Source organism: Priestia sp. YIM B13552, from assembly GCF_042787775.1.
Taxonomy (GTDB): domain Bacteria; phylum Bacillota; class Bacilli; order Bacillales; family Bacillaceae_H; genus Priestia; species Priestia megaterium_E.
In genome coordinates, this window is sequence record NZ_JBHZOU010000009.1 from 27,803 (window position 1) to 49,050 (window position 21,248).

Sequence of the window (21,248 nt, forward strand, 5' to 3'; positions counted from 1 at the left end):
AAGATGAATATAAGAACACTTTGCGTCAACGGTCTTTTAGCTGCTATGTATATTGCTGTCAGCATGTTAATCCAGCCGTTTGGCTTCACCAATATCCAATTTCGTATATCGGAAATGTTCAATCACTTAATTGTGTTTAATAAAAAGTACGTGTACGGCATTGTGCTAGGAGTATTTCTGACGAATTTGTTTTTTTCACCAATGGTCGCTTATGATCTGGTGTTTGGGGTAGGACAATCCGTGCTATCATTACTCATTACCATTTTTTCTATGCGCTACATTAAAAATATGTGGGCTCGTATGCTTGTTAATACACTTGTATTTACGTTCACGATGTTTATTATTGCGTTTGAACTGCACTTGGCATTTGATTTACCATTTTTCTTTACATGGTTAACAACGGCCGTTGGTGAGTTCATTGTTATGCTTGTTGGAGCACCCATTATGGCTGCAATTAATAAACGTGTACAATTTAATAAGCTAGTTGGATAAAAAAGATGGGGCTGTGATAAATCTCACAGCCCCATCTTTTTTTCTTTGTTATTCTATAAGTGTAGTGATAAACCCCTTATTATTGAAGAGCTTTTCACGCATGGACAAATTACCCATATCTAGCATGTGAAAAGAGCAGGTCGCGTTTGCGATCTGCTCTTTTTGCGTAAGGCAATAGGAAGTATCCGGTTAGATTGTTTTGAAAGAAGGAGTGACAAATCTCACAGCGCATTCTTTTTTCTTTTGTTACGATATACATATAGTTGGCAAACTCCTTATCGAAAAGTTTTTCGCACAACAACACATTACCTATGCGTAGCAATTAAAAAAGCAGACCGATGAAGGTTTGCTTTTTTAATTGTGTTTTTTTACCATTAAATAACTTTTTTGAGTTATAGTTGTAAAATAACCTTTATTACTAGAGAGGGGATTGTTTTTTGAATAGAAAGTTAGGAATTCTTGTTTTATTAGCTCTAGCCATCTTATTTGCCGGGTGTTCAAAAGAAGAGGACAACCTTCCTTTAAGAGAACTAGAAAAGATAAGTATTAACGTAATCAAAGAACAAAAAATGAAGCAAGGAATTTCATATGAAATGGAATTAGTAAACAAGAGCGATTTGACCATCAAACAAAATAATGTATTTTTATCCTATCCTTTAAAAATGAAAAACGGTTATTCTGATAATAAATTTAAGGTGTTAGCAGAAGGAAATAAATTAAATATCAAGCCAAAACAAAAGGTGAAGTTAACGGCATTTCTTCCTTATAAAGGAACTAATAAAGAAGCGTTAGCTATTGATGAGCCTGACGTAAAGTGCATAGGGTATTGGAATAAGCTTGATGATTACCATCAATTTTCTTTTGGAGGATCCTTGAAGCAAGAATAATATATAACTATTTGTTAAATGGTGGAACTGAGCGTAAGGGATTGATAAAGGCGGTGAATGAACAGTGAGTGTAGACACGGATAGATTGATTAGCTTTTTTATTTTATGGGGAACACCCGTTGTTTTTAGTATAATAGAGTACTTTAAACTGAGTAAAACTGAAAAAAAAGAAGCGATACGAGACTTAATATCTTTAAAATCTATTGTAACAACAGGATTTATATTGGTTGGAGGAGTGATGGCGAGTTTAGGTAGAGTATTATCTCTGCTTCCTCTCCACGTTGTAGGTACTTTTATTTTAGCTATTGGTGGTATCGTGGGCGCTGTTGAAGCATGGAAGATAGAAAAAAAGAAAAGTATTGTTATCCTTGTTTTGATAGTGTCTATGATTGCTTTCACATTTGTAATATAAATTCTGCTTATAACAAGAGCTGCTCAAATTACGAGCAGCTCTTATCAGTTTCTTATTTATTGTGTTTCAAGATGCTGATCTCTTTTCTTTAACGTAAGAGCGAGCAGGAACGAAACGACGGCGAAAGCGATGGCTACATAATAGACGGTATGAACCCCGCTTGTCATACTGTTTATTTGTAACAGCGTTTTATTCGTTTCGTTTGAATGTTGAATAAAGTGCTGAGAAGCCATGGTCATAATACTTGTATACAAAGCGGGTCCAATCGCGCCTGAAACTTGGTTAATCGTATTTGAAATAGCTGAACCGTGGGCATGAAGCGGTTTTGGCACTTGATTTAAAGCAAGCGTCATCACGGGACCGATGCTTAAACCTACGCCAATTGTAAAGGCTGCGTATAAGATGGCTGCAGTCGTCGTGCTTGTTCCGCTTGAAATAGTAGTGAACAAACTTAAGATAATTGTTAAAAGGACTAAGCCTGTTAAAAGCAGCGGTTTAAATCCGATTTTGTCAAACAAACGTCCTCCCACCATAGCTGTTAGAGCCAGCGTTACGCCGCCAGGAAGCATAAGAAACCCTGTTTGCAAAGGAGACAGTCCCGCAGCCGTTTGGAAGTATAGCGGCAAAATTAACATCATTGAAAACTGAATCATCATAATAAGAAACATTAAGAAAATCGATCTTGAAAACACAGACGATCTAAAAGGCTTCATATTAATCATAGGAGAATTCAGCTTGCTTTGCTGTCTGACAAATAAAGCAAGAGCTATGACGCCAATTATGAGCGTAAGCCATACGATAGGATTACTCCATCCTGTCTCTTCACCAGCTGCGCTAAATCCATAAACAACTCCTCCAAACCCAATTGTAGAAAGAATCACAGATGGCATATGAATTGTTGGTCTAGATGTTTCAGAAACGTTACTGAGCTTAAAGAGAGCAAATAGGAAAATAAGCGCCGCTGCAATTAAAAGACCTAGAAATATAATTTGCCACGAATAATATTGAATAATTAATCCTGAAAGAACCGGTCCTATTGCCGGTGCAAATAAAATAGCTACGCTAAAAATCCCCATTACGGTGCCGCGTTTGCTAACAGGCACGAGTGTTAACATTGTGCTCATCACAAGAGGTAAAATAATGCCTGTCCCTAATGCTTGAATCATACGGCCCGCAAAAAGCAGAGAAAACCATGGAGTAATAAATCCAATGAAGGACCCAATTAAGTAAAAGCTCATAGCCGTCACAAACAGCTGTCTTAATGTGAATCGTTGAATTAAGAAAGCAGACACCGGAACAGAGATGCCGATTACAAGCATATATCCGGTAGTTAACCACTGAGCTGAGCTCGTTCTAATGTGAAAATCTGAAATGATACTTGGCAAGGCCACGTTCATTACCGTTTCACTAATTAAGCATAAAAAATTCCCTAGAATCAAAATGAAAAGGATAAGCTTACTTTGTGTACTCATTTTTTCTTCTGTTTGTGTCATAAGTGACCTCCTTTTACTAAATTAATTTTTGTTTGCAAACAGCTTGCCAATTTGGTCAGCTGCAATTTGCATAGGGACTGTACTATTTTTAGTTAATGAAAGAGTATAAGCCCCTTCAATCCAAGACTGTATAGCTGAACCTAGCTGTCTTGCTTCTTCTTGTTCATAACCTGAACAAACTAACTTATCTGCATAAACTTGCTCCCACTCGTTATACACGGCTTCACAGGCCATACGAAGCATTTCGTTTGATGACCATACTTCACTCGACATAGCAGCGAGAGAGATATCCGCTTCATTTTCCACTTGCTCAAACATTCGATCAGCCATCAGTTTTATATGATATTGAATAGCTGACGCGGCATCTTCATGAGAAGCGAGGGATTTTTCGATATAAGCTTTGACTCTTTCTCCCGTTTTTTGAATAGCTTCTTTTGCTAACTGTTGTTTTCCATCCGGAAAATAATAATAAATAGATCCTCTCGGAGCCCTGCTTTCTTTTGTAATTTGACTTAGACTGGTGGCGTGATAGCCTTTTTTGCGAAAAAGTTTAGCCGCTGCGCTTAAAATTTTTTCTTTTGAATTGGTTGGTTCCATGAAAACAGCTCCCTGATATAATTACTAGTTGATCGGTCAGTATAATGGTAGCAACTCTATACTGATCAGTCAATCCAGACGTCTAGGCCTTGTATATAAGTGAAGATTGATGCAAGTTTCACAGGTGTAAGCATTGATTGAAATGTTAAGAATAAGGTTACAAAGTATTTTGGACCTATACTTCTATTACTGTTAAAAAAATATGATTAAGTAATGAAATTAAAAGAAGACGAGAAGCGTATAGCATGTTACGATAGGGACGGTATAGAAATTGGCATATGTCTGTTTCTAATAGAAGAGACAAATTTTAAAATTTTTAAATGTAAGGTTGTGATTCACCTGAGACTGAATAAATTTATTAGCGAATCTGGAAAGGCGTCAAGACGCGGGGCAGATAAGTTAATTAGTGAAGGAAGAGTAACCGTTAATGGAAAGGTTGCAAAAGTCGGAGATCAAGTTAAGCCAGGCGATGATATTCGAGTAAGCGGCCAACAGCTTCGGATTGCTCGAAATAATGTATATATTGCACTTAATAAACCAGTCGGCATTACAAGTACGAGTGAAAAAAAAGTAAAGGGAAACATCATTGATTTAGTCAATCACCCTTTGCGTATTCACCACGTTGGACGACTTGATAAGGATTCAGACGGCTTAATTTTACTTACAAATGACGGCGATATTATTAATGAAATTTTACGTGCAGAAAACAAGCATGAAAAAGAATATATTGTGGGAGTAGATAAGCCAATTACACCAGAGTTTATCAAAAACATGTCTGAGGGAGTGAAAATTTTAGGCACAAAAACGCTTCCTTGTGAAGTGACACAGCTGTCTAAGTATGAGTTTCAAATTATTTTAACACAGGGTTTAAATCGTCAAATTCGCCGTATGTGTGAAGTGCTCGGATATGAAGTGTACCGCCTTCAGCGCACGCGTATTATGAATATCCATTTAAACAACTTACCTGTTGGGCAATGGAGAGATTTAACGAAAAAAGAGCGTACGCAGCTATTCAAAGAATTAGACTATGAACCTAAAGAGTGGTAAATCAAAAGACACCAGCCTGTTAGACTGGTGTCTTTTTTATTCGCATACAACTACTTGTCTAGAAAATACGCTTTTGCGCGCTACGCAGCGATCTGAAATAGAAAAGCCCGCTTCATGAATCATATGGTCAATCGTATCTACTGTAATCACGACTACTTTATCCGCAAAGCGGCGCGCGTGTTTTAAAATAGAAAGCTGATCTTCAGGCGTCGCGTGGGTGTAGAGATTGTAAGGCATGTCGATGATAGCTACATCATAGTGAGTTGTAACATCTGAAATCGGTCCAGTTTTGACATCACCGCTTAAGCCGAAATGCGCAATATTTTCACGAGATCCGTCGGTCACAAGTGGATTGATATCGCGTCCTACAATATCAATACCCATTGAAAGGGCTTCTACAAGGACTGTACCGATACCGCAGCATGGATCAATCGCTTTGATTCCTTCGGGGTTTGGAACGGCAATGTTAGCTACAGCTCTTGCAAGGCGGGTACTGAGTGCTGTAGAGTATTCACGCGGTTTTTTCAAATGATGCAGCCATACCGCTTCGCTTTTTTGATATTTCCCAAAATACCAGCGTCCTTCAAATGGAACAATGCCAAAAAAATGGTCAGGGTTATGCAAGTCTGCTTCTGCTACAAAATGCCAACCCACATCACGTTCAATAGCACGCTGACCTTTATAACTTATTTTTTGATCTTTTTCCAAGTCATTAATTTTCATAAAAATGAGTTTAAATGTTTTGTCTCCGAGGTCAATATCTTCTACTTGCTTACAAATATCTGCAAGGTCATCTGATTCATACATAATATCTAATCGCTCTTTGATAAAAGGGCTTCTGCTTGGATCAAGTTTAACAGCACTTTTTATGATAGGTTTCTCAGTTTCAATTTCAAAAAGAGAGCGTCTCTCTAATTGACATAGTGAGAGTTCCTCTTCGCTGCATGCGTATGTGTAGATATACTGAGGCAGCTGCGTATGGTTATTCAATATCGTATCATCCTTTATCGTATCTAATTATCCTTCTTCTCAAACAATAGCGAGAAAAGAAGAGAAAAGCAACGAATTTAAATATATTTGGCTGTGAATAATAAATTGAAGCGCTACATAGTCCACTTATTTGACAAAACATGCTAAAATAACTGGTGATAACCTGCATGTGCTGCTGTCTATACAAAAGAACTGGATCAAGGTTTCTCAAAAATCATTTACACACTGCTGACATTTTGATGAATAGGAGAGGCTACGTGATGTCTAAAAGTGATCATGAAAAGCAACAGATGAGTCGGGCTGATATGAAAAAACAAGCCAAAACATCCTCGCAAAACCTTGTGATGAACGTACTCATTGCCATTGTATCTGTATGTATTTTAGCTCTTATTATAAATGTTTTTGTACTAATGAAATGAGCCGTTATGCTGCTCATTTCTTTTTATTAGATTCAGCTTTTATTGAAGCGTTTGAGGTCAGCACATTGTGAATAGCATATCTTTTTTTTACAAATGATAGTTGTGATATGATGAGGCAATAATATATTAGACAAAAAGCTGGAGGTTACTTAGTATGCCATTACTTAGATTTGATGTAATAGAAGGAAGAGATGAAAAAGAGTTAAAAACATTACTAGACGCTGCTCACCGAGCGATGCTAGAAGCCTTTGGCGTCCCGGAGCGAGACCGTTATCAAATTGTACATCAGCATCCTGCTCATGAAATGATTATTGAAGATACAGGTCTTGGCTTTGAGAGAAGCAAGGATTTGGTTATTATAAGTGTAACGAGTAAACAGCGAACAGAAGAGCAAAAGCAAGCTCTTTACAGATTAATTGTAAAAGAGCTGGGAGAAAGCTGCGGCATTCAGCCAAACGACATTATGATTTCGATTGTTGAAAACGGTAATGCTGACTGGAGCTTTGGCATGGGAGAGGCTCAATTCTTAACTGGGAAATTATAAAACGGTTTATTATCTAGAGAAGCCCTTATTTCTAAGGGCTTTTTCTCATTTTGTCTCTAAAAATATTATTCTCTTAGTCACATCTTACTCAAAATTAAATACAGACATCTGTCAAATGAATGATACAATAAGCTTATATGCCGTTTTGAGTGGAAAAGCCATAAAAGAGTTCGGCGTACTAATTTTAGAACAACAATAAATTTACATAAAGATGTAAAGATTTAAAGGTTAAAAGAGAAATGTATAAAATCTGTAAAACAAAAGAACAGTTACGCGTTAAACATAGGAGTAAAAGGTTCTTCACGTGTTTTTTCGGATAAGAAGAGAAAGTAATTTTGATCATTGAGGAGGAACTTAGAATGTTTGGATTTGATGCAGATGTATCGCCACTAGTGCGAATTAAAGTAATTGGAGTCGGCGGTGGAGGAAATAACACCGTTAACCGTATGATTGAACACGGTGTACAAGGAGTAGAATTTATTGCCGTTAATACGGATGCTCAGGCGCTTAACTTATCTAAAGCAGATGTAAAAATGCAGATTGGTGCTGCATTAACGCGAGGATTAGGTGCAGGAGCTAATCCAGAAGTGGGAAGAGAAGCAGCCGAAGAAAGCAGAGAACAAATTCAAGAAGTACTGCAAGGCGCAGACATGGTATTCGTAACAGCTGGCATGGGTGGAGGAACCGGTACTGGAGCAGCCCCGGTTATTGCCCAAATTGCCCGTGAACTAAATGCTTTAACAATTGGAGTAGTCACTCGCCCATTCAAGTTTGAAGGAAATAAACGTACGAAGCAAGCAGTAGGCGGTATTACTGCGATGAATGAATCGGTAGATACCCTTATTGTGATTCCAAACGACCGCTTGCTTGAAATTGTCGATAAAAAGACGCCTATGCTTGAAGCATTCCGTGAAGCAGATAATGTTCTTCGCCAAGGTATTCAAGGTATTTCAGATTTAATCGCTGTTCCGGGGCTGATTAACCTTGACTTTGCTGATGTAAAAACAATCATGTCTAATCAAGGATTTGCGCTTATGGGTATCGGGCGAGCTTCTGGATCAGACCGGGCAATTGAAGCGGCGAAAAAAGCGATTTCTAGTCCGCTGCTAGATGCATCGATTGATGGAGCAAGAGGCGTGCTGTTGAACATTACGAGCGGCAGCAGCTTGAGTCTTTACGAAGTACAGGAAGCAGCAGATATTGTCACGTCTGCTTCTGATCAGGACTTAAATATGATTTTTGGGTCCGTGATTAATGAAGATTTAAAGGACGAAATGATGGTAACTGTTATTGCCACTGGATTTGATGATGAAGATGTTTCACCATCAGCTTCTACTTCTAGAGTTTCAAGAGCACGCTACTAAATTAAATAACCAGCTTTTATGGTGGCAATTGTTTTTCAATTGCCTTAAAAGGGAATCCGGTGCAAATCCGGAGCGGTCCCGCCACTGTAACAAGGAGCCTTATGTCAAAAAGCCACTGTCTATTCAGGGACGGGAAGGCGGTATAAGGCAATGACTTGAAGCCAGGAGACCTGCCATAAATCGCAGCACACAATAACCTACGAGGATAGGGAGGTGTTTTGGCAGAATCAAAAATAAGATAAACAAGGGATACGTTTATCTGAATTTGTATTGAAGACAAGCACTTCTTTTTAGAAGTGCTTTTTTTGTGTATTAAAATAGAAGGTGGAAAAATCAATGATAAATAATAAAAAACTCGTATCTATGATATTTCTTGTGTTACTTTGCCTCACTGCTTGTGCTCCTAATGAAGAGAGCATAAGTATAAAAGAAAAAAAGAAAACGGATAAAAGTGTGACGTTTTTATTTAATTTTACATCTGCAACGCTTGATCCTCATACGGATGATAATTATACAGCAGTTCGTGCGGGAGTAGGGGAGACGCTTGTTAAAATCAGCAATGATTTAAAAATAAAGCCCTGGCTTGCTGAAAAGTGGAAAACGGAAGATAACGGTCTTACGTGGACATTTACGATAAGAAAGAATATTACGTTTCAAAATGGTAAAGCACTAGATGCAAATGCCGTTAAGTCTTCTCTTCAAAGAACGATAGATCAAAGTTATGCGATGAAAAACGCTTTAAATATTAAAGAAATGAAAGCGAACGGTCATGCGCTGACAATTGCATTAAAAGAACCAATGCCTAAATTTCCTTCTGAGTTAGTACATCCAAACACAGCTATTATAGATGTTGATGTTTCTAATATAGCTAAGAAGCCTATTGGCACAGGTCCATTTCAAGTTTTGACTTTCGATCAAGGAAATCAAGTGAAGTTAGAAAGATATGAACATTATTGGAATGGGAAAGTAAAATTAAAAAATGCGATCTTTGCATTTAACGAAGATGCTAATGCGCGCGTTGCGGCTCTTCAGTCCGGAACAGCGGATATTATTTATCGCCCGCCTTTAGAAAGTTTGGGCACTTTACAAACAGATCCGTCTTTTAAGGTAAGTGGAGTACCCAGTGTGCGTACACATTTATTACTTTATAATCAAACCAATGACGCATTAAAAGACGAAAATGTAAGAAAAGCTATCGATACCTTACTGAACCGAAAAGAAATTGTCAGCAGCATCATGAACAATCAAGCGGCAGCAGCTCGAGGTCCATTTTTACCTCAATTTCCTTTTGCTGATAATAATGCTAATGAGCAAAGAGGTATGCCATCTGCTAAAAAATATTTAGAGAAAGCAGGCTATCAAATCAAAAATGACAAACCAATGAAAAATGGAAAGCCACTATCGCTCTCTCTTGTCACATACAGCTCTCTACCAGAACTTCCTTTGATTGCTCAGCTTATACAGTCTAATGCCAAAGAGTTAGGAATTACTATTAAGATTCATCTCGTTGAGGACAGCGATGAATATGTAATGGCAAAAGACGATTGGGATTTAGCACTGTACAGTCTTATCACTGCACCTAGAGGAGATGCAAGCTATTATTTAAGTACGAACTATTTGCCGGGCGGTGGTTTAAATGCCAGCCGAATTGATGACGATAAGCTAACAAAAATGATAGAACAGTTAAATTCAACAGTAGATGACGCAAAGCGAGATCAGTTAGCTAAGCAAGCAACCGCTTTGATTAATGAGGAAATGCTGACGTCATCGATTGTACATCCAAACATTGTTGTTGCTTATAATCAAAAAGTGAAAAACTGGACCACAAATCCAAGCGAGTATTATATGCTGACTCAGCATTTAGACGTAACGCCATAGTCAATATTGTGTTGTTCCTATAGGAAAACGAGAAAGTATACAATGATAGATAAAAGGATGTGACAGTAAACGTGCAAGAAGTACAAACGTATCAAATTAAAGAAGTAAAAGAAAAGAATGCGGAAGTGATTCAGTTTGTCATGAATATGCGGAATGAGCTATTTCCTATGATGGAAAAAAATCAGCTTCCTGTGGATTTGCTTCATTTTAATAAATATTATGTTCAAGCGAAAGGCGCTGCTTTTTTTGCAGCTGTTACGGAAAATCAACAAGTAATTGGAACAATTGGTTTATACGCTTACGATGGAAGGTTTCATGCATTAAAAAAGCGATATGAACATAAAACTGCAGCCGAGATTGTAAAATGCTATGTCGATCCAGCATATCGGCGTCTAGGCATTGGACAGCAGCTGTTAAAGGCAGTAGAACAATTTGCTCAAAGTCATTTTTATGACACGTTGTATCTGCATACTCATCCTTTTTTACCGGGGGCTATTCCATTCTGGACTTCACAAGATTTTATCGAAAGGCTTGCTGAACAGGATGAGCCATGGAATACGCTGCACATGGACAGAAAAATACAACCGGTCGTAATGTAACGATATTATACAGTAATTACCATAGAATCTAGATAAGAGCTCATGCTATAATGAGCTTACTTACATTTATAGCCTGTAGGGCAAGTCCTTACAGAAAAGAACCACGTTTCGAATTGGCTGAAACGTGGTTTTTTTCTATGAAAAACAAATAACAAAATATTTTTAAAAATATATATGAAATCGCTTTCAAAATAATGAAATATATTATATAATTACTAGTGTTGTGTTGTACTTTGTTAGTGTTAAATCAATATCCTACATGTGTGAGCCGATTGCCTTATGGTAGTCGGCTTCCTTTTTTATGGTAGAGTCTAAAGGGAGATAGCATTCGTTAAAATGGCTGTAATTGTCATCACAATAGTTGTCCCAAAGGCCCACTTGAAAAGAAACTTTTGATGCTCCCCGAAATCTACTTCAACCAGCCCAATCAGAATGAAAGTAGCAGGTACTAAAGGAGATAGGGGAAACCCAGTTGTGGAATGTCCCAATAAAGCTGCTCGTCCTATTTCTACAGGGTCTACACCAAAATTAGCTGCTGTATGGCTAATAACAGGTAAAATGCCAAAATAATAAGCATCAGGTGAAAATACAAAGCTAAGAGGAAGGCTCGTTATTGCTACAACTAAGGGAAGGTGAGAGCCCAGCCATTCAGGAGTGAGGCTGACAATGGTATTAGCCATGGCATCCATCATTTTTGTTTCTGTAAAAACGCCTGTAAAGATTCCGGCTGCAAAAACCAACGTACTAACCATTACAAAGCTGTTTGCATGACTTAAGATTCTTTCCTGCTGTTCTTTTGGATGAGGGAAATTAACAAATAAAGCAATGGCAAAAGCAATAGCAAATAAAATTGGAATAGGGAGTATGTCTATGATCAAGAGAGTCATTAAGCACAGTGTCAATAAGGCATTAAACCAAAAGAGTCTAGGTGGCTTCCCAGGGGTCTCATGAACTGAAAGCTGTTCAGCAAATGCCATTGATGCACCTTTTAAATGAATAGTTCCTAAGCGCGCTTTTTCTCTCTTTCCTAGTAGATATGCTGAAAATAAAGTCCACATCAATCCTGCTGCCATAGCTGGAATAAGAGGATTAAATAGATCTGATACTTCTAATTGCAAACTTGCTGCGGCTCTTACGAGAGGACCTCCCCAAGGAATCATATTCATAACACCTGCGCTTAAACTAATAACACAAGCCAGTATTAGTCGGTTCATTCCCAGTTTTGTGTACAAAGGAAGCAAGGCGGAAACTGTAATTAAAAATGTAGAAGAGCCGTCTCCGTCCAAGCCAACAAGCATTGTAATAACGGCAGTTGCCATTACGACTTTTAAAGGATCGCCTTTCACAATGTTTAGGATACGAGAAATCATAGGATCAAATAAACCGACGTCAATCATTAGTCCAAAATATAAAATAGCAAAAACGATCATAATGGCCGTAGGAGCTACTTTTAAAATACCATTCATCATCATATCGCCCATATCAGCACTAAAACCTCCAATTATACCAAAGAGGATAGCGACAAAAATAAAAGCAACAACCACGGACAAGCGTTTACTGATGACAAGAAATAGAAAAGTCGCAATCATTCCAAACCCTAACAAAGAAAGCATTATCCATCACCTCTTAAAAGAGTTAGAAAATTCTATTAATTTTCATTATAGCATTAGAATTACTGTTAAAGTTTGGTATTTTTAAATAAGATAGCTTCAAACTAAAACTAAAAGCTAAAAAAGCCGCCTTATAGGCGACTGGTTTAAGCTAGGTCAGCTGTTATGGACTGCTTTTGAAGGTGATCAGACAGCAGGCTGTAAGCAATAATTTTCTTTTTATACTGTTTTACGACATCGACATGATCATCATAACTGTATACGCATAATCGAACATCTTTTTTTCCTTTTTTCGTATCGATAACCAGTGGAGTTTCACTGTCTTCTAGGTGTTTATAATAGTCCTTATTTCCTTCATGGACATAATATTGTTTTAAAAATGTTGCTTTATTAAAATAATCAATCACTTGCATTTTGTCTTTGCCTTCTAAATGTTTCCCATCAACTGTGACAGTAACGTTGTGGTCATCAAGTGTTGGGTGTAATTGAAATTTAGTCATAAGCCATTTGACCACTGGAGTTGGAAGACACGTTATTAATATTTTGAGTGCACTTACAAGAATGATGGAAAGTAATACAATCCATGTCATAGTTAATCATCTCCGCTATAGTTTAAATGAAATAAGATTACATACTTATTTTACCACAGAGAACATGATTGCTTTTTGTACATTATGTGAACCTTCCTCAGTGAAAAGATGTATATGAAATGCGTTTATTTATGCACATTTAGGGAAATATAAAATTATAACAAATACTACATATAAAAAAGGAGAAAAAATTATGTTGTGGACGATTATTGGACTTTTATTTATTTTTTGGTTATTAGGATTAGTTTTTCATATTGGCGGCGGCATCATTCACATTCTTCTTGTCATTGCAGTGATTGTGCTAATCGTAAAACTTGTGAAACGAATTTAGATATAAAAGGCCTTTCCTTAGGGAAAGGCCTTTTATGTGGAGAGATTATAAAAACAAGACGTATTTTGATATAAAAAATCATATGCTTCCGTTCCAGAAACTCCTTTGAGACGTGCTATTTCCTCAACGGACTGATGTATCATTGATGGAACCGTTATCTGGTTTTGAAAAGGTCCTTCAAATGGCCACGGACCATCTGTTTCGACCATCAAGTAATCAAGAGGGTATTCCATGGCAAGCGCTTGGATTTTAGGCTTATATACAATATCAGGTGTAACTGAAATATAGTAACCGTTGTTTTTCATTCGTTCAACGGTTTTTTTAGCTCCTTTGAACCAGTGGAAGTGAGCTTTAGACACGGAATGTTTTTCTAGTAAGTCACACACAATTTCAGCGTCTTCATATACAGCGTGAAGAATTAACGGTTTTTCCCATTTTTTTGAATGAATAATAAAAGCTTCAAGCAGCTCCAAATAGGGCTCTAGAGAAAGAGTATAGGTCTGACTTAAGTAATAAGGTAGACCTACCTCACCAACAGCTATCATTTCTTCATTGTTTTGATCAATCCAGGCAAACAGCTCCGCTAATTCATTTGAAGAAGGCAGCATTTGTTCAGGATGAAATCCGTAGGCGGGTTTCACACAAGAATACAATTGGCTGATTTTTTGATTAAGTTGGCAAGACTGTAATGTGGAAGATACAGAAATAAGCGCTTGTAACGAAGGATCCTTCTCTACTATGTCTTTCCAGCTTTTCGGTTCATATTGATCGAGGTGAATATGAGCGTCAATGATTTGTTTCATAAATATCGCTCGCTCCTTTCAGCCCAATTTGTTTAGAAATAATACGTAAGAGAATGTATGATTCTGTTAGGCCTCCATTTTATTTCTTATTTGTTTTTTGTTCCCCCATTTAGCAATAGATGAAAACGTATAAACAATAAGAGCTAACCAAATAAAACTAAAAGCAATAACATGAGCTTTTGTTAGCGATTCATGGTACAGAATCACTCCTGCTAGCAGAGATAATGTTGGTGAAATATATTGAAGAATACCAAGCATTGATAATGATACTTTTTTAGCACTTTTTGTGAATAATAAGAGTGGTAAAGCTGTGACCATTCCACTTCCCATTAATAAAAGACTTGTTGAAAAAGAATCAAAAAACTGCAAGTGTGATTGAAACGTGAGGTAGCTTATATATGCTAATGCAATAGGGGAGATGACCATCGTTTCAAGAGTTAATCCGATTGTTGAGTCAGCTTTAATCTTTTTCTTTGCCAAACCATATAATCCGAAAGTAAGAGCTAAACTAAGCGAAATCCAAGGAACCACACCATAATGAAGACTGAGTGTTAATACCCCGATCGCTGCTAGTATAAATGCAAAAATTTGAGCCCCGCTTAATCTCTCTTTTAAGACAATAACACCTAATAAAACACTTGTTAGGGGGTTAATATATTGTCCAAGGCTCGCTTCTACTATTTTTCCATCAATGACAGCCCACATAAAAATGCCCCAATTTGCACTAATAAGTACAGACGCAGTAAAAAGGGACCAGAATAAGGATGGTTTTTTCATTATTTCTTTTACAAACGCAATGTATGTACGCCATTTCTTTGTGATCAATAAAAGAATAAGCATAAAAATAAAAGACCAAAAAACGCGCTGAGCTAAAATCTCCCCTGGTGCTACGTGGTGAACCAGCTTCCAATAAATTGGCGTGAGCCCCCACATAAGATAAGAAAGGACTGCATACGTTACACCATCTTTGTCATGATTTAAGTTCATTTAAAACCTTCCTTCTAACATGAGATAAATTTGGTAATAAGAGTCATAGATTAACATAAAAAAGCAGCATAAACGATTATATCACAGAGAAAAACGATTCTTCACATGTTGAATGGCTCAAAAAAGCGCTATGCGCAAGGTTATTGCTTTTCCATGTCTAAAATAAAGTCAAATTGTGTGTTTCTAACAAGGTAAGTGCTTACACAAGTGTGCATGATAAGCGCTCCTTCAGCTTTTATTCAAGTGGTTATGAAAAACAGTTGATTTCCCTATTAGAAACTGTCAAGCTTAAGGAAGAAAAAAATCTTAGAGGAAAGAATATATAGGTGACGAATATGATCGAAATAAAAGCGTCTGCGATAAGCGACGGAGAATTTAATAGAGGTGTATTTGCTAAGCAAGATATTAAAAAAGGAACGCTTATTCACGAAGCTCCTGTTATCGCTTATCCTAATAAAGAGCATGATTTTATTGAGAAAACAACACTAGCGGATTATGCTTTTGAATATGGAGTGAATCATACGGCTATTCTTTTGGGATACGGTATGCTGTTTAATCACTCGTATACACCCAATGCTACGTATGAAATTAATTTTGACAATCATACCTTTGATTTTTATGCATATACGGATATCCAAGCAGGAGAAGAAATTCTCATCAACTATAATGGAGATGAAGATGATCAAGAGCTCCTTTGGTTTGATCGTGAAGATGAAGAAGAACAAAAGTAAAAAGGTAAGCCCATCGAAAATCGATGGGCTTTTTATTATGCTTTTTTATCTGGATACATAGTCGAATTCAAACGGATGAATTGGTAAATATGCGTAATAATAACTTTTAAAACGGCATATCCAGGGACGGCTAAAATAATACCGATGATTCCGAATAAGTTTCCGGCGGTTAGAATGACAAAAATGACTGTAATCGGGTGAATGTCTAGGCTTCTTCCCATAATTTGCGGAGATATTACTTTACCTTCAAGCAATTGAACAACTGCCCAGACAATGGCTAGTTTTACAAGCATGAAAGGAGAGGTAATAAACGCAATAATAATGGCTGGGATAATGGCGATAATAGGACCAAGGTAAGGCACAACGTTGGTTACCATGGCGATAATCGCTAGAAGTAATGCATAATCTAACCCAATAATCAGATAGCCAATGAAAAGCAGTACACCTATACAAATCGCAACAAAAATTTGCCCGCGAATATATGCGCTTAATGCGTGGTTCATGTCGGCTAAAATGAATTTAGCCTCAGAACGAGAGCGGTTTGGAAGCAGTTTTACAATGTAATTAGGTAAATTTTTCCCATCTTTTAATAAGTAAAAAAGAATAAAGGGTAAAACGGCAACCGATAATATAATTTCTGTAATGGTGCCGACAAAATTCACAATACCGCTTGAAAATCCAGAAACATATTTACTCAAGTGTTTTGATGCATCTTTTGAAATCTTATCTAGGTCCGTGTTAGCCGACTGAAGACCTTGTTCGACATATCGGTTATTCGAAAGGTTCGTCACCGCATGCTGAACGTCATGCGTCAGCTCTGGGATATTATCAATAAGACGGTCAACTTGATTTTTTAGAGGCGGAATAACCGATGAAATAATAATGGCTAATGCGCCGATAATCACTATGTATAAAACAAGAATGGAAATAATTCGTTTTACACCTTTTCGTTCTAAAAAGTCAACAAGCGGATTAAATAAATAAAAGCAAATTCCTGCTAAGATAATCGGCAGTGCGATTGTTTTAATAAAAATAGAGATAGGAATTAAAATAAATCCGATTTTTGATAACGAAAAAATAGTCATGCTGAGAATAAAAATAATAATTGTATATACAACAAATTTATTATTTAAGATTTTTTCTCGGAAAAAAGTTCCTTTCTGAGGTCTAGGTTCCAAGCTGTTCAACTCCTTTTAAAAATAAATGTATAGTTATCATACCCTGATTTAGACTAATTTAAGAGGGTTTTTTACAAAGAAGTGTGCATACTAGTAGAAAATCTTCTAGAAAGAAGGGGTGAAATCATTGAAAAAAGACAAACAACCATCGTATGATGATTTCTCTACAGTAGAAAAAAGCCATGAGTATATAACCGCTGAAGAATTTCCAGACGGTCCTTTCGGTTCTCCTGTTAATCAAAAACTGGGGAAATCTACTTCATGGGAAGAAGGGCAGCGAACGTATAGCGCATTTAATTATGAAAACAAAAATCTTCATGAAAAAGCGCAAAGATTATTTCCGGGCGCTCATCCTGTACATGATAACCCAGAGGAACATGAACAAAATCCAAGTTAATGTCTTTATTATGCTCTGAATATATTGCCCTATCTTTTTGCTGAATTTTGTTGACAATAAGCAATTTAGCCTGTAATATAAAACGTAACTTATCACTGTTTCTACAGGATTCGACAAAATTTGATTTACTTAAACTTGTGATCTCAACTTCTATTTACAGCTATTAGAGCGCTGTAAGTAGAAGTTTTATTTATGTTATCGATAAAAAAAGAAAAAAGCAGGTCTGCTCAAGCAGGCCTGCTTTTTTTATTATTGAACAGCGTCAAATTTATTTACTTTCCACTGAGAATTAGATTTATAGAATGTGACAGTGCGTTTTACGCTGCCGCCATCTACAGTTGGAACTGTGAATTCATAAGAGCGAACTGTTGCTGTTTGATACACAAGCTTTGTTTTTGCTTTTGACCACTCTAACATGCTGAATCCGTCGCCGATTGGATGTGCAAGTTTGCCGTTATATGTGATATAGCCGTAATTTGTTAATCCTTTTTCTACTGCACTATTTGTAAATGTCTCAGATAAGTAGCTTGATAGCTCAGCTTTTGTATCAAATTCAGGGCAAAGATACACGTAATCAGTTCCTTTATATTCAAATGTACGTTCTGTACATGGTTTGTTTTTATAACCGTGCAGAGCACTCCAGAAATGATTGCTGGCACTAGCTGCAATTTTGACAGCATTTGCATCCGTTAGTGTTGTAGATGTTGTTTGTGCTGTAACTCCAGTGCTTAGTGTAAAGAAAATAGCGATTGATGATAAAACTAGTCCAATTTTTTTCATTTCTAACTCACTCCTAATTAATTAACCTTATTTATGTAACGATTATGTGTTTTATATTTCTTTTGTTACATTTATATTACAATAAATCTGTAATAAAAGAAAGTGTTTTGTCTTTTTTTCTTAAATTTTTTTAGTTTTTTACTAGTTTCTAAACTAGATATAGTAAGAGAATTACCAGTTAAATGTTGATTTATCAACGTTTTCAGGCGTTTCTCTCTACTTTTTAATCTTTTTGTTACAAAAAGATTGTTTGTAACAAAAATGTAATAAAAGAAGCTTAATACCTTTACGATACAGAAAAATAAAGATAAAACGGTGAAAAAGTGAATATGAAAACTGTTTTTTTTCCTTTTTTTAGGCATATTTCTTTTTCCATTTACAGCTTTTTAGTAGGGTAGATTAAGAGGAGGCGAAATGATGAAAGGCATTATACATAGTGAAAAAAGTGGAATAGCAGGCATGAAGTACAGAGATCTTCAGGAGGTGCACCCTCAAAGAGGAGAAGTAAAAGTAAGACTAAAAACAGCAGGTTTAAACCGGAGAGATTTATTCGTTATGAATAATCGAGGCAAAGGAGATAAGCCGTTTATCCCCGGTTCAGACGGTGCAGGCATTATAGAAGAATTGGGAGAAAGCGTAAAAGGTTTAAAAAAAGGAATGGAAGTAATTATTAATCCAAGTCTAGAGTGGGATTGTGTAGAACACGTTCCACTTACACCTGAAATTTTAGGCGGTCCATCACATGGAACATTTGCAGAGTATGTAATCATACAAGCGAATAACGTTGTACAAAAGCCATCTTATCTATCTTGGAAACAGGCGGGAGTTCTTTCATTATCCGCTTTAACTGCTTATAGAGCTCTATTTACAAAAGGCCAATTAAAAAAAGGAGAGCACCTCCTTATTCCCGGTATAGGAAGCGGAGTCGCGACCTATGGATTGTTATTCGCAAAAGCTATCGGAGCTAACGTAACAGTCACTTCTAGAAGTGGTGAAAAAAGAAAGCAAGCTCTAAAGCATGGAGCGAATTATGCATTAGATAGCGGAAGCAACCTAAAAGAAGAAACCAACAATAGAAAAGTAGATATCATACTTGATAGTGTGGGGGCAGCTTTATTTCCTGCTTATTTTGAAATATTAAAGCCAAATGGAAGAATTGTTAACTTTGGTGCAAGTTCTGGAAATGAAGTTGAATTACCTCTAAGAACCATTTTTTATCCTCAATTCAACATACTTGGTACGTCTATGGGAAGTCGGGAAGAATTCGTGGACATGATGGATTTTATAGAGAAATATCAAATTAAACCAATCGTCGATCGATTCTATCCGCTGTCAGAGGCAGTTGCAGCTTGCGAACGATTAGATAAAGGGAAACAATTTGGCAACATAGGTTTACTTATTTCGGAATAAAAAAACCCCCAGCGCTAACTGGGGACTTTTTTATATAATCAAACGTTTGTTTAAATGAAAGAAACACGGTAATAACAGCTTTTTAGCGCTTTTTTATCATAACCACCAAGCCAATAAAAAAGTAACAAACCCTCCTAGTATCAAAAATCCCATGCTGTATTTGAGCGTGTATTTAAACAGTTCACCTTCTTTTCCAGCCAGTCCCACTGCTCCGGCAGCGACGGCAATTGATTGAGGAGAAAGCATTTTAGCCATCACGCCGCCGGCAGTATTGGCCGCTACGAGAATAACTGGCAAGACATTAATTTGCTGAGCTGTAGTTAGCTGCAAGTTGCCGAACAGCGCATTATTTGATACGACAGACCCCGTTAGAAATACGCCGATCCAGCCAAGAAATGGAGATAAAAATGGAAAATAAGCAGCTGATGTAGCAAGCGCCAATCCAAGTGTAGAAGACTGTCCTGAATAATTTGAAATAAAAGCAAAAGCAATGACCATCATAATAGTAATAATAGGTCTTGATAATTCTTTTACGGTTTCTAAAAGAGTGGTCCATGCCACTTTTGGCGATACGTTAAGCAAGAAAACTGAAAGGATACAAGCAATAAGAATTGCTGTACCTGTTGCTGCAAATACGTCTATTTTTAAGACAGCAGCGTAAGGCGTAGGATCTTTTACTAAAGGCGCTGCTTTAATTACGTGATTGTGTAAAAATGGGACGTTAATAAGCAGGTTCATATGTTCAAGCATTATTTTGACAAAAGAAATGCTCCAAGCCGTAACGAGTATCGTTAATAGAATAAAAGGAGACCAAGCCTTTAAAATCTGTTTTGGTGACAGGCTGAAGCTTTTAGCTGCTGCCGGGCTTGTTCGTTTAATATAAAAAGCAAGAGCAAGCAAACTCACAATAGAAGATGTGATATTTGGAAGTTCAGGGCCGATGTATGTAACAGTTAAATACTGTGTCAGTGCATAGGAAACGGCTGTGATGCTCGTTGCTTTCCATACGTCTTTTAATCCTTTTATCCCATCCATAATAAAGACAAGTAAAAAAGGGATAAGAAAAGAAATAATCGGAAGCTGCGTCCCAAGAAAATGAGCAATTTCTTTTGGATCTATGCCAGATACTTGTCCTGCGACAATAACAGGAATCCCCATGGCACCAAACGCTCCTGAAGCTGTATTAGCAATTAAACATAGCGCCGCTGCTTTTAACGGTTTGAACCCAAGTCCAACTAAAAGCGCTGCTGTAATGGCAATTGGAGCCCCAAATCCCGCTGCCCCTTCTAAAAAAGCATTAAAGGAAAAAGCAACAAGCAGCATTTGCAAGCGGGGGTCATCGGTTATTGAAATAATAGATTGTCTGATGGTAGTAAACTGTCCGCTTTTGACAGTTAGCTTGTATAAGAACACCGCTCCGATAATAATATAGCTGATGGGCCAAAGTGCATACAGAAACCCATAGCCTGTGGCTCCTAAAACCATTGAGGCAGGCATATCATAAAAATAAATAGCAATAATCATAGAAAGAAGCACCGTAATACCGGCAGCAATATGTCCTTTTAATTTCAAAAGAGTTAAAGCAATAAAGAAAAAGATAATGGGGATGAGTGCAATTAGTGCAGAAAGCCAAATATTATCTAACGGATTATATACCTGAGTCCACGTCATATTCATACACCTCTACTACATATTTAAAACAAGGGAGC

Annotated in this window: 23 protein-coding genes and 1 riboswitch; of the genes, 13 read left to right on the top strand and 10 right to left on the bottom strand. The window is 37.0% G+C overall.

The genetic code is table 11. The annotated features are described in order from the left end of the window. The first annotated feature begins 3 nt into the window (after positions 1-3). From ACFX40_RS24385 to ACFX40_RS24395, 3 genes are all read left to right on the top strand, one after another. Entirely contained in the window at positions 4-492 is a 489-nt protein-coding gene (locus tag ACFX40_RS24385) for a QueT transporter family protein (protein WP_013081607.1), read from the top strand. A 437-nt stretch (positions 493-929) separates the two neighbouring features. Then, complete coding sequence (locus tag ACFX40_RS24390; protein WP_098334674.1) at positions 930-1,379, top strand: hypothetical protein; 450 nt, start codon at positions 930-932, stop codon at positions 1,377-1,379. A 64-nt stretch (positions 1,380-1,443) separates the two neighbouring features. Continuing rightward, complete coding sequence (locus ACFX40_RS24395; RefSeq protein ID WP_377256793.1) at positions 1,444-1,791, top strand: hypothetical protein; 348 nt, start codon at positions 1,444-1,446, stop codon at positions 1,789-1,791. 56 nt (positions 1,792-1,847) lie between these two features. Here ACFX40_RS24395 and ACFX40_RS24400 read toward each other — a convergent pair whose 3' ends face one another. Further along, positions 1,848-3,284: a DHA2 family efflux MFS transporter permease subunit gene (locus ACFX40_RS24400; RefSeq protein WP_028410226.1), complete on the bottom strand. Its 1,437-nt coding sequence runs from the start codon at positions 3,282-3,284 to the stop codon at positions 1,848-1,850. 21 nt (positions 3,285-3,305) lie between these two features. Continuing rightward, positions 3,306-3,881 (bottom strand): TetR/AcrR family transcriptional regulator, encoded by a 576-nt coding sequence (locus ACFX40_RS24405; protein ID WP_098526256.1) that lies wholly within the window; start codon positions 3,879-3,881, stop codon positions 3,306-3,308. 339 nt (positions 3,882-4,220) lie between these two features. Here ACFX40_RS24405 and rluF point away from each other — a divergent pair, with 339 nt between their 5' ends. Beyond that, a complete protein-coding gene (rluF, locus tag ACFX40_RS24410) occupies positions 4,221-4,928 on the top strand; it encodes a 23S rRNA pseudouridine(2604) synthase RluF (protein ID WP_114324560.1) in 708 nt (235 codons plus the stop codon). A gap of 36 nt (positions 4,929-4,964) precedes the next feature. On the opposite strand, the gene ACFX40_RS24415 is transcribed toward rluF, so the two are convergent. Continuing rightward, on the bottom strand, positions 4,965-5,918 hold the full coding sequence (locus tag ACFX40_RS24415; protein ID WP_028410229.1) for a TRM11 family SAM-dependent methyltransferase: 954 nt from the start codon (positions 5,916-5,918) through the stop codon (positions 4,965-4,967). A 260-nt stretch (positions 5,919-6,178) separates the two neighbouring features. Here ACFX40_RS24415 and ACFX40_RS24420 point away from each other — a divergent pair, with 260 nt between their 5' ends. The 5 genes from ACFX40_RS24420 to ACFX40_RS24440 all read left to right on the top strand — a co-directional run bounded on the left by ACFX40_RS24420 (position 6,179) and on the right by ACFX40_RS24440 (position 10,722). After that, entirely contained in the window at positions 6,179-6,337 is a 159-nt protein-coding gene (locus ACFX40_RS24420) for a hypothetical protein (protein WP_013055238.1), read from the top strand. A 154-nt stretch (positions 6,338-6,491) separates the two neighbouring features. Next, complete coding sequence (locus ACFX40_RS24425; RefSeq protein WP_013055239.1) at positions 6,492-6,881, top strand: tautomerase family protein; 390 nt, start codon at positions 6,492-6,494, stop codon at positions 6,879-6,881. A gap of 359 nt (positions 6,882-7,240) precedes the next feature. Next, positions 7,241-8,245 (top strand): cell division protein FtsZ, encoded by a 1,005-nt coding sequence (ftsZ, locus tag ACFX40_RS24430; RefSeq protein WP_013055240.1) that lies wholly within the window; start codon positions 7,241-7,243, stop codon positions 8,243-8,245. Between the two features lie 2 nt (positions 8,246-8,247). Beyond that, a riboswitch (cobalamin riboswitch) is annotated at positions 8,248-8,438 on the top strand. Between the two features lie 143 nt (positions 8,439-8,581). Further along, a complete protein-coding gene (nikA, locus tag ACFX40_RS24435; RefSeq protein WP_142166841.1) occupies positions 8,582-10,123 on the top strand; it encodes a nickel ABC transporter substrate-binding protein in 1,542 nt (513 codons plus the stop codon). Between the two features lie 71 nt (positions 10,124-10,194). Further along, positions 10,195-10,722 (top strand): GNAT family N-acetyltransferase, encoded by a 528-nt coding sequence (locus ACFX40_RS24440; RefSeq protein ID WP_098433056.1) that lies wholly within the window; start codon positions 10,195-10,197, stop codon positions 10,720-10,722. A 311-nt stretch (positions 10,723-11,033) separates the two neighbouring features. Here ACFX40_RS24440 and ACFX40_RS24445 read toward each other — a convergent pair whose 3' ends face one another. Together ACFX40_RS24445 and ACFX40_RS24450 are read right to left on the bottom strand one after the other, a co-directional pair. Beyond that, complete coding sequence (locus ACFX40_RS24445) at positions 11,034-12,335, bottom strand: CitMHS family transporter (protein WP_028410232.1); 1,302 nt, start codon at positions 12,333-12,335, stop codon at positions 11,034-11,036. A 143-nt stretch (positions 12,336-12,478) separates the two neighbouring features. Next, positions 12,479-12,922 carry a YfmQ family protein gene (locus ACFX40_RS24450; protein WP_028410233.1) on the bottom strand — a complete coding sequence of 148 codons (444 nt, stop codon included), beginning with the start codon at positions 12,920-12,922 and terminating at the stop codon, positions 12,479-12,481. Between the two features lie 193 nt (positions 12,923-13,115). Here ACFX40_RS24450 and ACFX40_RS24455 point away from each other — a divergent pair, with 193 nt between their 5' ends. Beyond that, on the top strand, positions 13,116-13,253 hold the full coding sequence (locus ACFX40_RS24455) for a lmo0937 family membrane protein (RefSeq protein ID WP_013055244.1): 138 nt from the start codon (positions 13,116-13,118) through the stop codon (positions 13,251-13,253). A gap of 32 nt (positions 13,254-13,285) precedes the next feature. On the opposite strand, the gene ACFX40_RS24460 is transcribed toward ACFX40_RS24455, so the two are convergent. Together ACFX40_RS24460 and rarD are read right to left on the bottom strand one after the other, a co-directional pair. Beyond that, positions 13,286-14,056 carry a TatD family hydrolase gene (locus ACFX40_RS24460; protein WP_377256797.1) on the bottom strand — a complete coding sequence of 257 codons (771 nt, stop codon included), beginning with the start codon at positions 14,054-14,056 and terminating at the stop codon, positions 13,286-13,288. Positions 14,057-14,122: 66 nt separating this feature from the next. Then, positions 14,123-15,043 (bottom strand): EamA family transporter RarD, encoded by a 921-nt coding sequence (gene rarD, locus ACFX40_RS24465; protein ID WP_098526258.1) that lies wholly within the window; start codon positions 15,041-15,043, stop codon positions 14,123-14,125. A gap of 335 nt (positions 15,044-15,378) precedes the next feature. Here rarD and ACFX40_RS24470 point away from each other — a divergent pair, with 335 nt between their 5' ends. Beyond that, on the top strand, positions 15,379-15,774 hold the full coding sequence (locus tag ACFX40_RS24470) for an SET domain-containing protein (RefSeq protein ID WP_025753011.1): 396 nt from the start codon (positions 15,379-15,381) through the stop codon (positions 15,772-15,774). Positions 15,775-15,809: 35 nt separating this feature from the next. On the opposite strand, the gene ACFX40_RS24475 is transcribed toward ACFX40_RS24470, so the two are convergent. After that, positions 15,810-16,952 carry an AI-2E family transporter gene (locus ACFX40_RS24475; protein ID WP_013081622.1) on the bottom strand — a complete coding sequence of 381 codons (1,143 nt, stop codon included), beginning with the start codon at positions 16,950-16,952 and terminating at the stop codon, positions 15,810-15,812. A gap of 127 nt (positions 16,953-17,079) precedes the next feature. Here ACFX40_RS24475 and ACFX40_RS24480 point away from each other — a divergent pair, with 127 nt between their 5' ends. Continuing rightward, positions 17,080-17,349, top strand: coding sequence for a hypothetical protein (locus tag ACFX40_RS24480; RefSeq protein WP_028410236.1), 270 nt, complete (start codon positions 17,080-17,082; stop codon positions 17,347-17,349). Positions 17,350-17,598: 249 nt separating this feature from the next. Here ACFX40_RS24480 and ACFX40_RS24485 read toward each other — a convergent pair whose 3' ends face one another. After that, entirely contained in the window at positions 17,599-18,129 is a 531-nt protein-coding gene (locus ACFX40_RS24485) for an IseA DL-endopeptidase inhibitor family protein (protein WP_028410237.1), read from the bottom strand. Between the two features lie 417 nt (positions 18,130-18,546). Between ACFX40_RS24485 and ACFX40_RS24490 the strand changes: the two genes are divergently transcribed. Further along, positions 18,547-19,539: a zinc-binding dehydrogenase gene (locus tag ACFX40_RS24490; protein WP_098332067.1), complete on the top strand. Its 993-nt coding sequence runs from the start codon at positions 18,547-18,549 to the stop codon at positions 19,537-19,539. Between the two features lie 96 nt (positions 19,540-19,635). On the opposite strand, the gene ACFX40_RS24495 is transcribed toward ACFX40_RS24490, so the two are convergent. Then, entirely contained in the window at positions 19,636-21,216 is a 1,581-nt protein-coding gene (locus ACFX40_RS24495; protein WP_025753004.1) for a lactate permease LctP family transporter, read from the bottom strand. Positions 21,217-21,248 lie beyond the last annotated feature (32 nt).